Origin of the sequence: Sphaerotilus montanus (genome assembly GCF_013410775.1) — a bacterium.
Taxonomy (GTDB): Bacteria; Pseudomonadota; Gammaproteobacteria; order Burkholderiales; family Burkholderiaceae_C; genus Sphaerotilus; species Sphaerotilus montanus.
On record NZ_JACCFH010000001.1, the window covers coordinates 2,416,597 to 2,431,266 of the forward strand.

Here is a 14,670-nt window from a genome sequence, read left to right on the forward strand (position 1 = left end):
CTGCTTGAACGTCGCAGTGGTCGGCATGAACGTCCGTTCAGGCCGATAACAGCATTCGTTCATCCATGGCGTTTGCTGCGTCCATAGCGGTCTTCAGCTTGCCGTGGTCTCCTAGTGCCAGACCTTCGATTTCGCATTCGAGCGAGGATGTGTCGATGGCGGGTGTCGCTTGTCCTTGTGCCAATACCTTGGTCAGTGACTGGTGCATGTCCGGGTGCAGGAGCAGCGCGGTGGCTGCCTCCGACGCTGGGCAACCAAGTGAGATGCTCATGTTCGGGATAGGGAACGGTTCGACAGTTGAGGCACAAGCCCGACGCAGATCGAGTAGGGCTGCTGTCAAGCGTGCCCATCGGGCGTCAGCTATCGAATCGTGACCGGTTTGTCGGAACTGGTCCGAGACCAAGAGGCCGAGTCCGGCAATCACCAGTGCAGGCTGCCGATGCAGGGATCGCACCAGATCGAACAACTGCTGGGCAGAGGTGCAGCGTGTCATCTGCTGCAGCCAAAAGTGTGTGAATCGGGTTCCCAGTTGCTCAATCGCTGTACGGCCAGTCGGTGACAGACCGTGCCAATCTTGTGCCAGCTTGGCGCGCAAGAGTCGCCGGGCGGCGGTCGGTTCCTGACGCGCGATCGTGACGAGTTCGGTTTGCAAGTCATGCAGGAAACGTGGCCACAGGGCTGGCTTGGTGCCGGTTGGGCCTGCGGTGCCCGAGAGCGGCTTGAGTGGATCGTCGAGCAGCGCGCACAGTTGCTTCTCTTCAGGTCCGTCATCCGCAATCGGATCACTGCCATGGTTGCGGTGAATGGCCTGGATGCGCAGCAGTAGCAGGCACAGTCGGGTGTTCTGTGACGCTGACAGCGATGGTGCCGAGGTGGTGTGAACGCTGGCGGTCAATTCGCACCACGCGCTTTTCAGGTGGATGTGGGCTTGTTGCAGGCGATGCCAGGCGGGTGCTGTCGCCTCGGCCATGGTGGGCCACCTGTGCTGCAGGGCCTGCATGAGCCGCTGGCGTTCGTCTAGGAGGAACAGGGCGGCCTCCATGTGCAAAGGCAAGCGTTGCAGCCGCTGGAGGTCTACCTCCGTGAGCGGGGTCGTCTTGGTGGCCAGCGTCAGGAGGTGTTGCATGGCCCGGACGTGGTAAAGCTCACCGCAGGTCTGCAATGCTGCCAGCAGGATATCCGCGCCGGAGGGGGCTTCCGGGCCGGTGTCGCCGCACCAGTCGCGCAGCAGCCGAGCCAGTTCGACGCGGTAGCCACCTCGGCCGATCCACTGACGCTGTCCTGGCTGACCGTGGCGCGGTTTCAGGGCGACAGCCAGCAGGGCTCGGCCTTCGTGTGCCATGCGATCCATCGCCTCCACGTCAGGCCCGGACAGCGTGGTCTGTGTGCCTCCGAGAATCTGGAAGAACGTTTCCAGGGCCTTGTTCAGTGCCTGGCTGTACTGGCGGTGCTCGGCGTTGTCCCGGCGGGTCAGCATGTGCATCTGCGGTGTTGAGCCGATGATCAGCGCGGGCAGCCATTGCTTGACATCAAAGGTGCCATGGATGAGCGCGTTGGCGTACTGCTCGGCATCGGCTGCCGCTGGCCAGCCGAGCAGCGCGGCGAGCCGGGCCGGGGCTGCCTTCTGGCGGTCGGCCCATTCGGCAGGGCTGTCTGTGGCCAGAGGAATCTGCGCCGAGTCCACATCGTGGATCACCAGGGCAGCATCGGCCTTCGGTGCAGCGGGGCCAAACCAGACATCGAGGTAGCCGCTGGCGAGCATCGACAGCCCCGGAACCTGGGTCACCAGCAGAAGGGCCTGGTGTGGCGGACACAATTCGAACAGCAGCCGCATCTGCTGTTGCAGCGCCGGTGATGGAATGTCGACGTGACGCAGGACGATGATCATGGCTGGCGCCGAGCGTTTGCGCAGCGACTCGAATCGGCGTGGTGCGTAGATCTGTCGCCGCAGCCAGTGGCGGCGGCATCGTTCCGAATGGACGAGGCGGTGCCAGCGCGAACTTGGCTCGATGGCTGAAGCAAGGATCTTTTCGAGACGTGGTACTGTCTTCGACAGTATTTTGCCTAGCCATGTCAGCAGAGGCAGGAGTCCGATGCGCAGACTCGCTGGCAGGGTGCGGATCAGCAGTAGCAGGAAGACCAGTAAGTACGCCGTTGTGCCGAGCGCCAATTTTGCGCGATGAGCTTTGAGCCAAGCGGTGTCCTGCAGGTTGGTCAGAATTTTCTGGCCGAGTTGGCGTAGGTGTACGCCTGACAAATCCGGCGCGCTGACGAAGGCCGGATCAATCAAGTAAACCAAACCGGCGACAACCAGCAGTGTCATCACTGCCATGACCAGGAGGGCAGCTAGAAAATATGCGGCCGGCATGAAGAGCAGGCTTTCCAGAACTGCGGCTCCGCGTTGCCACCACCGTGTGCGGTCGGCCAAGAGGTGTTGCTCGATGAAGTCGATCGCCGCAGCGTTGGAACTGGTCTGCTCCTGCGCACCGGCCAGATCGAAGATGCGCACACGCACATCGGCTGCCGAACTGCCTGCAGGCAGGGCTGATGCCATGTCGTCACGGCGCGCGGCGATGTCTTCCAGCCAGTGGTCCAGGGCTGGGTCGTTTGCACTGACGACGCCTGCGAGCCAGTGAGGGGCGATGGCGATATCCCCGTCTTTGGTTACCTTCCTGCTGCGCGCCTGTTGCAGTTTTTGACCAAACAGTGGCATCAGGGCGGTTAGCGCCGCGAGGCCGGGGGCAGGGGGCCGTGGGCTGCGCCACCAGTGGCTGTCTTGAGCAGCGATGCCGCGGATCGCGACTGAGGCAATGGTGCGGGTGACTTGGTAGACGCGCAGCGATCGGGGAGGCGTCTGTGACGTGCTCGCACTGGATGCCGGTGGTTGGGCGATCAGTACAGGCTGTGTCGGACTGCCGGGTTTGTGATGCCAGAACTGGTCGAAGCAGCCTTGGCAGCCGCCGGAGAGAAGGAAATCTGCCAGTGCTGCCGTTTGGGCCACTGCTGCGGGTTGCCCGGTAGCGGCGAGGTTGGCGATGTGCAGGGCTTGCGGGCTGTGTGTGTCTGCCGAAGCGATTGGCTCAGGCGTGCCGGTCGCGCCATTGGCCCAGACAATGTTGCCTTCGGAGTGACCGATGTTGGCAATCAGCGCAATGCCGGATTGCTTGTTGTGATGGCATCGATTGCCAATGACGTCCACTTCGGACGCACAGTCAGGCAAATTTTGGTCTCGTTCAATACTGATGCCGCTTAGTGTGCGATTGCCCCAGCAGTCGTTTTTTACTACGCGGCCTTGGCTAGAAAAAAAGATAATTCCTGCTTGCTTATTATCGTGGCATTTGTTGCCTATGACATCCACTTCGGATGGGTGTGTGGGCGACTTTGGGTCGCGTTGAATGAGAATGCCACTGTGAGTGCGACTTCCCCTGCAATTATTGTTTTCTATGCGGCCGCGACTGGAGAAGAATGCAATTCCGGACTGTTCATTTTTGTGGCAAATATTGTCAGTGACGGCTACTTCTGATGGTTGTTCTGGAGATCTTTTGTCTCGCTGAATCATAATGCCGCTGAAGATGTGACTGCCCGAGCACTCATTTTTTTCTATGAGGCCGTGACTGGAGAAAAATGAAATCCCGGCCTCCTGGTTTTTTCGGCATGTGTTACCAATTACATCCACTTCGGACGCATATCCAGGTGAGTTGTTATCGTGCTCAATAGAAATGCCGGTTGTTTTATTTTTCCAGCAGGCGTTATTTTTTGCGAGGCCCTCGCTGGAAAGAAATGTTATTCCGGCTTCCGTATTTTCATGGCATCGATTACCGATGACTTCCACTATGGAGGGTTGCTCGGGTGATTTTTTGTCGCGCTGAATGATAATGCCGCTGAGGGTTTTATTTCTCCAGCAGTCATTGTCTTCTACGCGGCCTTGGCTAGAGAAAAATACAATCCCACTGTCTTTGTTATTATAACATCGATTGCCGATAACCTGTGCTTCAGAAGGTTCTTTCGGTGAATAATTGTCGCGTTCAATGTTTATCCCGCTCAGTGTCTGATTTTCCCAGCAGGTGTTATTTTTCACGAGGCCCTTGCTGGAAAGAAAGACAATTCCAGCCCCCTTGTTTCCATGGGATTTGTTGCCGATGACATCCACTTTAGATGGGTGCTCGGGAGACTTTTTGTCTCGCTGAATGATGATGCCACTGAGGGTGCGATTGCCCCAGCAGTCGTTGTTTTCTGCACGACCCTTGCTGGAACAGAAAATAATTCCAGCTTGCTCATTCTCTTTACATCGATTGCCGATGACATCTACTTCGGATGCGCAGTCAGGTGACTTTGTGTCTCGTTCAACGTTGATGCCACTGAGGGTACGATTGCCCCAGCAGTCGTTGTTTTCTGCACGACCCTTGCTGGAAAGGAAAATAATCCCCGCTTGCTTATTCTCGTGGCACCGATTGCTGATGACATCAACTTCAGATGGGTGCTCTGGAGATTCTGGGTCTCGCTGAATGATGATGCCACTGAGGGTGCGATTGCCCCGGCAGTCGTTGTTTTCTGCACGACCCTGACTGGATAGAAATATAATTCCAGCTTGCTCATTCTCGTTACATCGATTGCCGATGACATCTACTTCGGATGCGCAGTCAAGTGACGTTGGGTCTCGTTCAATGCTGATGCCGTTCCGTGTGATGCTGCCCCAGCAGTCGTTGTTTTCTACCCGGCCTCGGCTGGAAAAAAATACTATTCCAGACCCCTTGTTGTCATGGCACTGATTGCCGATTACTTTTGCTTCTGAGGGTTGCTCCAGTGATTTTGTGTCTCGCGAAATACTAATTCCGCTGGTTGTGTGGCTGCCAGATAATTTATTGTTTGTAATGATGCCGCATGTGGAGAAAAATGCTAGGCCACTCTGAAGTGTATTATGGCACTGATTGTTATTTGCTATAATTGCAGGTTCTGACCCAGTGGATGGTCTACATTGACGGGCAAATACTCCTATATTTCCATCTTCAATATTATTGGAATCAATTGAGCCATCGGATAGCTCGAATTTAATGCCGGCGCCCCAATTATCAGCTTCCGGTCGGCAAGCCCGTACATGATTGGCATGGATCTCGATGTCTGTCGAATGCTCAACCAGAATGCCGTTGTCAGCAAGGATGTTTCCGTCTAGCTCGCATCCCTTGATCAGTACACGCGCAGCATGACGCACCGCAATCAGCGTCGATGTAGGTACAGTCACCCGCAGTTTCAGTGCAAGAATCTCGACATCGGCTGTCCCCTCGGTCTGCAGCACAGGGCCGGCACCGTGTCCGATCAGTTCTGTCTTGCCACTGCCGACCAGACACACCCCGGACGGAACGTGCAGCGTCGTGTCCCCCTCGTAGACACCGTTGCCCAGTTCGATCCGGTCGCCCGGGGCTGACCGTCCGAGCAGACGTTCCAAGCCGCTCCATCCGGCCGAGGCCGGGCATACCTGAATTCTTGACATCTCGTTGTGCCCTCCGCTGCAGCAATATATCTGCAGATCGAGGCGCGCACGAGTCCCGGGCGTACCGGGATTAGTTCAGGGGATCGCTCACATGCTCCGCCGGTATTGTCCCCCCACCTCGAACAACGCCCCCGTGATCTGCCCCAGCGAGCAAACCCGCACCGCGTCCATCAACACCTCGAACACATTCGCATTGTCGATCACCGCCTGCTGAAGCCGCTTCAGCATCGCGGGCGCCTGGGCCGCATGGCGCGTGTGGAAATCGTTCAGCCGCGCGAGCTGCGACGCCTTCTCGTCATCGGTGGAGCGCGCCAGCTCGATCGTCTCCGGAATCTCGTCGCCCTTCGGGTTGCGGAAGGTGTTGACGCCGATGATCGGGTACTCGCCGGTGTGCTTGAGCATCTCGTAGTGCATCGACTCTTCCTGGATCTTCGAGCGCTGGTAGCCCGTCTCCATCGCGCCGAGCACGCCGCCGCGGTCGGCGATCTTCTCGAACTCGGCCAGCACCGCCTCTTCGACCAGCTCGGTCAGCTCGTCGATGATGAACGCGCCCTGGTTCGGGTTCTCGTTCTTCGCCAGGCCCCACTCGCGGTTGATGATCATCTGGATCGCCATCGCGCGGCGCACCGACTCCTCGGTCGGCGTCGTGATCGCCTCGTCGAAGGCGTTGGTGTGCAGCGAGTTGCAGTTGTCGTACACCGCGATCAGCGCCTGCAGCGTGGTGCGGATGTCGTTGAACTGGATCTCCTGCGCGTGCAGCGAGCGGCCCGAGGTCTGGATGTGGTACTTCAGCTTCTGGCTGCGGTCGTTGGCGCCGTACTTGTCGCGCATCGCCACCGCCCAGATGCGGCGGGCGACGCGGCCGAGCACGGTGTACTCCGGGTCCATGCCGTTCGAGAAGAAGAACGACAGGTTGGGCGCGAAGTCGTCGATGTGCATCCCGCGCGCCAGATACGCCTCGACGAACGTGAAGCCGTTCGACAGCGTGAACGCGAGCTGGCTGATCGGGTTCGCACCCGCTTCGGCGATGTGGTACCCGCTGATCGACACCGAGTAGAAGTTGCGCACGTCGTGGTGGACGAAGTACGAGGCGATGTCGCCCATCACCTTCAGGCTGAACTCGGTCGAGAAGATGCAGGTGTTCTGGCCCTGGTCTTCCTTGAGGATGTCGGCCTGCACCGTGCCGCGCACATTGGCCAGCACCCACGCCTTGATCTTCGAGGCTTCGTCGTCGGTCGGGTCGCGGTGGTTGTCGGCCTTGAACTTGTCGAGCTGCTGGTCGATGGCCGCGTTCATGAACATCGCCAGGATGCTCGGCGCCGGGCCGTTGATCGTCATGCTCACCGAGGTCGTCGGGCTGCACAGGTCGAAGCCTGAATAGAGCACCTTCAGGTCGTCCAGCGTCGCGATGCTCACCCCGGAGTTGCCGACCTTGCCGTAGATGTCCGGACGCGGATCGGGGTCGGCGCCGTACAGCGTCACCGAGTCGAAGGCGGTGGACAGGCGCTTGGCGGGGATGCCCTCGCTCACCAGCTTGAAGCGGCGGTTGGTGCGGAAGGCGTCGCCTTCACCCGCGAACATGCGCGTCGGGTCTTCGCCTTCGCGCTTGAACGCGAACACGCCGGCCGTGAACGGGAAGCTGCCGGGCACGTTGTCCAGCATCAGCCACTTCAGCAACTCGCCGTGGCACTCGTAGCCGGGCAGGGCGACCTTGCGGATCTTGTTGCCGCTCAGCGTGGTGTGGATCAGGTTGGTGCGGAGTTCCTTGTCGCGGATCTTCACGACGTATTCGTCACCGGCGTAGGCGCGCTGCATCTCGGGCCACATGGCCAGCAGCTTCTTCGCGCTGGGGTCGAGCCGGGCTTCGCGTTCCTCGGCCAGTTCCGTCAGGGCCTCGACACCGCGGTTCTTGGCCGGATTGGACTGCTTGAACATCAAGGCGCTGGCGCGCAGCTGCTGGATCTCGCGGGCAAGCGTGGCCTGCTGGCGGACCCGGGCCTTGTAGCCGCGCACGGTGTCGGCGATCTCGGCGAGGTAGCGGGTGCGGGCGGCCGGGACGATGGGCGTCTGGTGCGTGCTGTGGCGGGTATTGACCAGCGGCAGGCGGCCTTCGGCAAGCTGCAGGCCTAGCGCACCGAGGCGGACCTTGAGCGCCTGGTAGAGCGCCGTCACGCCGTCGTCGTTGAAGCGGCTGGCCATCGTGCCGAACACCGGCATCTGGTCGGGCATCACGGTGAAGGCTTCGCGGTTGCGCTGCACCTGCTTGGCGACATCGCGCAGCGCATCCGCCGAGCCCTTGCGGTCGAACTTGTTGATGGCGACGAACTCGGCGAAGTCGAGCATGTCGATCTTCTCCAGTTGGCTGGCAGCGCCGAACTCGGGCGTCATCACGTACATCGGCACGTCGACGAAGGGCACGATCGCCGCGTCACCCTGGCCGATGCCGGAGGTCTCCACGATGACCAGGTCGAAGCCGGCGACCTTCGCGGCGGCCAGCACCTCGGGCAGCGCGGCCGAGACTTCCGAGCCGGTGTCGCGCGTGGCGAGGCTGCGCACGTAGACGCGCTGGCCGTTCGACCACGGGCCGGTGGCGTTCATGCGGATGCGGTCGCCGAGCAGGGCGCCGCCGCTCTTGCGCCGCGACGGGTCGATGCTGATGACGGCGATGCGCAGCGCGTCGTCCTGGTCGAGGCGGAAGCGGCGGATCAGCTCGTCGGTGAGGCTGGACTTGCCGGCGCCGCCGGTGCCGGTGATGCCGAGCACGGGGGTCTTGCTTGCCTTCGCCGCTTCATGCACGGCGGCGACCACGCCCGCGTCCGCCTTGCCGTTTTCCAGCGCGGTGATGAGCTGCGCCAGCGCGCGCCAGGCGGCTTCGGTGTGGCCCTGCAGCGCGGCGAGGTCGGTCGGCGCGTAACTCGACAGATCCTGGTCGCAGCGCATCACCATCTCGCCGATCATCCCGGCAAGCCCCATGCGCTGGCCGTCCTCGGGGCTGAAGATGCGCACGCCGTGGCTGCTCAGGTCGCGGATCTCGGCCGGCACGATCACGCCGCCGCCGCCGCCGAAGACCTGGATGTGCGCGCCGCCGCGCGCCTTGAGCAGCTCGACCATGTACTTGAAGTACTCGACATGGCCGCCCTGGTAGGAGCTGACCGCGATCCCCTGCACGTCTTCCTGCAATGCGGCGGTGACCACTTCATCGACCGAGCGGTTGTGGCCCAGGTGGATCACCTCGGTGCCCATGCCCTGCAGGATGCGCCGCATGATGTTGATGGCGGCGTCGTGGCCGTCGAACAGGCTCGCGGCGGTGACGAAACGCACCTTGTTCGTCGGGCGGTAGCTGGCAAGGGCCTTGTGGTCGGCGGACAGGTCGGTCATCAGGGGACTCCGTTCGGGGCATCAGGACGTGGACGCTGATTGTCCATTGACGTTTACGTAAACGTCAGTTGGGGGGAACCCGCGGGATCTCGGCGTTTCATGCATCGAGATGTGTCTGGTCCGCCCTGTTTCGGTGCATTTCGGCCCGATCTGCGTGCCGATGGTGCGATGCAGCATCGCCAGACCTGTTGTACAGGGCAGAAACAGGCTGGCACGGTCCCTGCAATACCTTCTGCGAGTCTCCGGCCACGGGGGCTCACTAGGTGGGACATTTTGGACAACGGCGTCCGATCGTCCCGATTCTTCCGGTGCAAGCCGGGGGGTCGGATCAACGATCGTGACGCCGCTTTTTTTTGCCCGAATCGGCCCCCGCGGGGCCCGGAGAACTGCACATGACGACGCCCCTGTTTCCTGTCAACCCGTCTCGACGCGACTTCCTCCAGCGTGCCGCCGCCGTGACGGCCGCAGGCAGCGCGGTCGCCTTGCCCGGCGGTGCCTGGGCCGCCGGCTCGGACGCCCCCGAGAAGAAGGAAGTCCGCATCGGCTTCATCCCGCTGACCGACTGCGCCTCGGTCGTGATGGCCTCGGTGATGAAGTTCGACGAGAAGTACGGCATCAAGATCATTCCGTCCAAGGAATCGTCCTGGGCCGCCGTGCGCGACAAGCTGGTCAATGGCGAGCTGGATGCGGCGCACGTGCTCTACGGTCTGGTCTACGGTGTCCACCTCGGCGTGAGCGGCCCGAAGAAGGACATGGCCGTGCTGATGACCCTCAACAACAACGGCCAGGCGATCACGCTGTCCAAGAAGCTGGCCGACAAGGGCGCGGTCGATGGCGCCGGTCTGGCCAAGGTCATGAAGGCCGAGCCGCGTGAATACACCTTCGCGCAGACCTTCCCGACCGGCACCCACGCGATGTGGCTGTACTACTGGCTGGCCTCCAACGGCATCAACCCGATGTCGGACGCCAAGGTCATCACCGTGCCGCCGCCGCAGATGGTGGCCAACATGCGCGTGGGCAACATGGACGGGTTCTGCGTCGGCGAGCCCTGGAACCACCGCGCCATCATCGACGGCATCGGCGTGACCGCGACCACGACCCAGGACATCTGGAAGGACCACCCCGAGAAGGTCCTGGGCTGCACCGCCGAGTTTGTCCAGAAGAACCCGAACACGGCGCGCGCCATGATCATGGCGGTGCTGGACGCCAGCCGCTGGATCGACGCCGGCCTGCAGAACAAGATGAAGATGGCGGAGACGATCGCCGAGAAGTCCTACGTCAACACGTCGGTCGACGCGATCAACCAGCGCATCCTGGGCCGCTACCAGAACGGCATGGGCAAGACCTGGGACGATCCGAACCACATGAAGTTCTTCAACGACGGTGCGGTGAACTACCCCTACCTGTCGGACGGCATGTGGTTCCTGACCCAGCACAAGCGCTGGGGCCTGCTCAAGAGCGACCCGGACTACCTCGGCGTGGCCAAGGCGATCAACCAGACGGCGCTCTACAAGGAAGCGGCCGCGCAACTCAAGGTCAGCGTGCCCAAGAGCGACATGCGCACCAGCAAGCTGGGTGATGGCGTGGTGTGGGACGGCTCGAATCCGGCCAAGTACGCCGCGTCTTTCAAGATCAAGGCGGCCTGAGCGGGCGCCCTGGAGGCCACCGCCATGTCCCACCCACCTCAGGAGATTTCGATGAACGCCATGACCTTGCCCCTGTCGGCCAGCGTCGCCCCCGATGACACGGTCCGTGCCGTGCCCGAGGCCCCGGCTCCCGTGGTCGACGTTGCCGCACAGGCCCGGCTCAAGGCCCAGGTGGCGGCCATGGCGCGGGCCCAGCGTCTGAAGACGATGGCGCGCTTCGCCGCACCGCTGCTGGGCTTCCTCGTGCTGCTGCTGGTCTGGCAGGCGGTGGCCCACAGCGGCGACAAGCAGCTGCCCGGCCCGGTCCCGGTCTGGCACGCGGCGGTCAAGCTGTTCTCCGATCCGTTCTACGTCAACGGCCCGAACGACCAGGGCATCGGCTGGAACGTGCTGTCCTCGTTGCAGCGGGTGGGCGTGGGCTTCGGTCTGGCGGCGCTGGTGGGCATCCCGCTGGGCTTCATGATCGGCCGCTTCGACTTCCTGAACCAGATGCTCGACCCGATCATCAGCCTGCTGCGCCCGGTGTCGCCGCTGGCCTGGCTGCCGATCGGCCTGATGGTGTTCAAGGCGGCCAACCCGGCGGCGATCTGGACCATCTTCATCTGCTCGATCTGGCCGATGGTCATCAACACGGCGGTGGGGGTGCGGCAGGTGCCGCAGGACTACCTCAACGTCGCCCGTGTGCTGAACCTGTCGGAACTGACGATCCTGCGCAAGATCCTGTTCCCGGCCGTGCTGCCCTACATGCTGACGGGCGTGCGGCTGGCGGTGGGCACGGCGTGGCTGGTGATCGTGGCGGCCGAGATGCTGACGGGCGGGCAGGGCATCGGTTTCTGGCTGTGGGACGAGTGGAACAACCTCAACGTCGCACACATCCTGATCGCCATCTTCGTCATCGGCGCCGTGGGCGTGGCGCTCGAAGCGCTGCTGGTGGCCATCGCCCGCCGCTTCGACTATTCCTGACTCCCTGAGCCTTCGAGAGGACCCGCACCATGAGCACCACCTCCCTGGACGAGCGCAGCCAGCGCTTTCTGCGCATCGAGAACGTCGGGATGTCCTTCCCGACCAAGAAGGGCACCTTCGTCGCGCTGCGCGACGTGAACCTGGACGTGGCCCGCGGCGAGTTCATCACCATGATCGGTCACTCGGGCTGCGGCAAGTCGACGCTGCTGAACCTCGTGGCCGGCCTGACGACGCCGACCTCGGGCGTGCTGCTGCTCGACGGCCGCGAGCTGAAGGGCCCCGGCCCGGAGCGCGCGGTGGTGTTCCAGAACCACTCGCTGCTGCCCTGGATGACCTGCCAGGAGAACGTCGGTCTCGCGGTGGACCGTGTGTTCGGTGCGACCGAGTCGAAGGCGCAACTGCGTGACCGCGCGCTCGCCGCCCTCGACCTCGTCGGCCTGACCCATGCCAAGGACAAGCGGCCTGGCGAGATCTCCGGCGGCATGAAGCAGCGCGTGGGCATCGCCCGGGCGCTGGCGATGGAGCCGAAGATGCTGCTGATGGACGAGCCCTTCGGAGCGCTGGACGCGCTGACCCGCGCCAAGCTGCAGGACGAACTGATGAAGATCGTCGCCACCACCGGATCGACCGTGATGATGGTGACACACGATGTGGACGAGGCGGTGCTGCTGTCCGACCGCATCGTGATGCTGACCAACGGCCCGGCGGCGACGATCGGCGAGGTGCACCAGGTGCCGCTGCCGCCGGTGCGCGAGCAGTTCCGCCCGCGGCTGGAGATGGCCCACAACGCCGATTACCTGCGCGCCCGCGAGGCGGTGCTCGAATTCCTGTACCACAAGCAGGCCCATGTGGAGAAGGACGCGGCCTGAGGTCCCGCCCAGTTGAATCCGGTTGTACTGAATTGAAACAGCTGTGTTGCAACTGGGCAGCGCAAGGTGAAGATTTACAGTCACAATTCCCACGTGGTGAACCAGCGATTCCGTTGATTTCTTCACCACGATTGCGAGGGACGACCTTGGGGATTCCGTGCAAGACGGCTGCTGGACACGCCGAACTGGCATCGCAGGACTGTCGGTTGTCCAGGCGGCACCGCGTGCTGCTGCTGCTGGTGGACGGCGAGCGTTCGCTGGACGAGGTGGTGCAGCTCGGACGCCAGGTGGGCGTGCCCCGCAGCTACATCGACGAGCTCTTTGCGCTCGGTCTGATCGTCATCGGTCCGCCAGTGGCGCAGGCGATCAGCGAGTTCGCCGCGTTCGGACCCGACCTGGCTCCGACCCGGCCAGGTGGTGTGGGCGACACCATCGGCCTGGGTGGCCCGATGGGCAACACGGAACTGGCGCAGCTCGATGCACAGGACTCCAGCCTGGCGCAGGCGCGGGTGGCGGTGCTGCAGGTGCTGCGCGCCAACGCCCCCGTTTCCGGGATGGTGACGATGATCAGGGTACGGCGTGTGCGGTCTCGCGCAGAATTGCGGGCCTTGCTGCCCGAGGTCCAGGCTCGACTGAGCCGCTCGCGGCCGCTGGTCGAGGCGCGGCAACTGATGCAGCGCGTCGAATCCCTGCTGGCGGTCGGCTGACGGTCGCCGGTCGTCTCCCATCCGTAGCGTCGTCGTGGTCGTGCCTGCATGAGTTTCCTTGTCATCGACATCGGCAATACCCGTCTCAAGTGGGGGCTCTACGCCGCCCCCCGGCCCGGGGCCGAACTGCTGGCGCATGGTGCGTCATTCCTTGAAACCATCGACCGCCTGGCCGACGACGAGTGGGCGCGCCTGCCCCCGCCCACGCACATGCTGGGCTGCGCGGTGGCGGGCCTGGCGGTGCGCCGGCGGGCCGAAGAGCAGCTGGACCTCTGGGATCTGGAGCCGCGCTGGGTGGTGTCCCAGCCGGCGGCCTGCGGTGTCACCAACGGCTATGACCATCCCGCCCGCCTCGGCTCGGACCGCTGGGTGGCGATGATCGGCGCGCGGGCGCGGGTGCTGGCCTCCGGGCCGCCGCGGCCGGCGCTGGTGGTGATGGTGGGCACGGCGGTGACGGTGGATGCGCTCGACGCCGAGGGCCGCTTCCTGGGCGGGCTGATCCTGCCGGGCTTCGGGCTGATGCTCAAGGCGATGGAGTCGGGCACTGCCGGTCTGAAGGTGCCGACCGGCGAAGTCCGCGAGTTCCCGACCAACACCAGCGACGCGCTGATGAGCGGTGGCACCTACGGCATCGCCGGTGCGATCGAGCGCATGCACCGCCATCTCGTGCAGCGTTGCGGCGAGTTGCCGGTGTTGCTGATGAGCGGTGGCGCCGCCGTCAAGCTGGCGCCGGAGACCGATCTGCCGTTCGAGCTGACCGACACGCTGGTCTTCGAGGGCCTGCTGCAGCTCGCGGCGGCCGGGTCGCTTCAGGGCGGCTGATCCAGACGGCGCCGCAGCGACTGCAGTTCGTCGTGCGTGGCGCGCAGCTCGGCGCGCAGCTGGCCGATCTCGGCATGCAGGTCGCGCAGGATGTCGTGCTCCATGCGCCGCTCCGAGGACTCGACCCACATGGCCGCGATCGAGGCCGTGACCAGCGACAGGATGCCGAAGCCCAGCAGCACCACGAACACGGCGAACACCTTGGACGCTGGTGTGCTCGGCACCACGTCGCCATAGCCGACGGTGGCGGCGGTGGTGAAGGCCAGCCACAGGCCGTCCGCCAGCGTGGGGGTGCGTGGCTCGATCCACCAGAAGCCCGCGCCGCACAGCAGCAGCACCAGCACCGCCGCGCCCAGCAGCGACGGCAGGCTGTCGCGTGCCAGCAGGTGCTGCAGCAGCCACATCATGTGCAGCAGGGTCAGCAGCGCGGTCAGCAGGCGCAGCGTCAGTGCGAACGACGAGGTCGAACTGGGGGGCAGCACGGCCGCCAGCAGCAACCCGGCGATCAGCGTCCACACCAGCCAGCGGCGCATCCGGGTGGCCATGAGCACCCGCCGCAGGGCGATCCGCAGCACCATGGCCAGCGCCGCGAGGACATAGGCCGCCGCGGCCAGCAGCGAGCGTTCGCCAGTGAGCATCTCCAGATAGAACGCCGGGATCGTGGCGATCAGCGTGCCCAGGATGAACCAGCGGTCCGGGTCCCGCAGCACGCGCAGTGGCAGGCTGCCCGAGTGGGCCCGCAGGGCAGAACGGAGGCGTTGGGCAGGCATCCGGTCAGCGTAGCAGAGGCCCGGTCG

Annotated in this window: 8 protein-coding genes; 5 read left to right on the plus strand and 3 right to left on the minus strand. The window is 63.4% G+C overall.

Translation table 11 applies throughout. The annotated features are described in order from the left end of the window. Positions 1–37: 37 nt before the first annotated feature. Both BDD16_RS10925 and icmF read right to left on the minus strand, forming a co-directional pair. Entirely contained in the window at positions 38–5,443 is a 5,406-nt protein-coding gene (locus tag BDD16_RS10925) for a right-handed parallel beta-helix repeat-containing protein (RefSeq protein ID WP_179633981.1), read from the minus strand. Between the two features lie 132 nt (positions 5,444–5,575). Beyond that, a complete protein-coding gene (icmF, locus tag BDD16_RS10930; RefSeq protein ID WP_179633982.1) occupies positions 5,576–8,866 on the minus strand; it encodes a fused isobutyryl-CoA mutase/GTPase IcmF in 3,291 nt (1,096 codons plus the stop codon). Between the two features lie 392 nt (positions 8,867–9,258). Between icmF and BDD16_RS10935 the strand changes: the two genes are divergently transcribed. From BDD16_RS10935 to BDD16_RS10955, 5 genes are all read left to right on the plus strand, one after another. Next, the gene (locus BDD16_RS10935; RefSeq protein ID WP_179633983.1) at positions 9,259–10,512 is read left to right on the plus strand and encodes a CmpA/NrtA family ABC transporter substrate-binding protein; all 1,254 of its coding nucleotides are present in this window, start codon (positions 9,259–9,261) and stop codon (positions 10,510–10,512) included. Positions 10,513–10,563: 51 nt separating this feature from the next. After that, positions 10,564–11,475: a nitrate ABC transporter permease gene (gene ntrB, locus BDD16_RS10940; protein ID WP_375139069.1), complete on the plus strand. Its 912-nt coding sequence runs from the start codon at positions 10,564–10,566 to the stop codon at positions 11,473–11,475. A 29-nt stretch (positions 11,476–11,504) separates the two neighbouring features. Continuing rightward, positions 11,505–12,344, plus strand: a complete 840-nt coding sequence (locus tag BDD16_RS10945; protein WP_179633984.1) for an ABC transporter ATP-binding protein — start codon at positions 11,505–11,507, stop codon at positions 12,342–12,344. 206 nt (positions 12,345–12,550) lie between these two features. Next, the gene (locus BDD16_RS10950; protein WP_179633985.1) at positions 12,551–13,051 is read left to right on the plus strand and encodes a hypothetical protein; all 501 of its coding nucleotides are present in this window, start codon (positions 12,551–12,553) and stop codon (positions 13,049–13,051) included. A 48-nt stretch (positions 13,052–13,099) separates the two neighbouring features. Beyond that, positions 13,100–13,873 carry a type III pantothenate kinase gene (locus tag BDD16_RS10955; RefSeq protein WP_179633986.1) on the plus strand — a complete coding sequence of 258 codons (774 nt, stop codon included), beginning with the start codon at positions 13,100–13,102 and terminating at the stop codon, positions 13,871–13,873. On the opposite strand, the gene BDD16_RS22995 is transcribed toward BDD16_RS10955, so the two are convergent. Continuing rightward, positions 13,861–14,643 (minus strand): potassium channel family protein, encoded by a 783-nt coding sequence (locus BDD16_RS22995; protein WP_246332520.1) that lies wholly within the window; start codon positions 14,641–14,643, stop codon positions 13,861–13,863. The genes BDD16_RS10955 and BDD16_RS22995 overlap by 13 nt on opposite strands. Between the last annotated feature and the right edge of the window lie 27 nt (positions 14,644–14,670).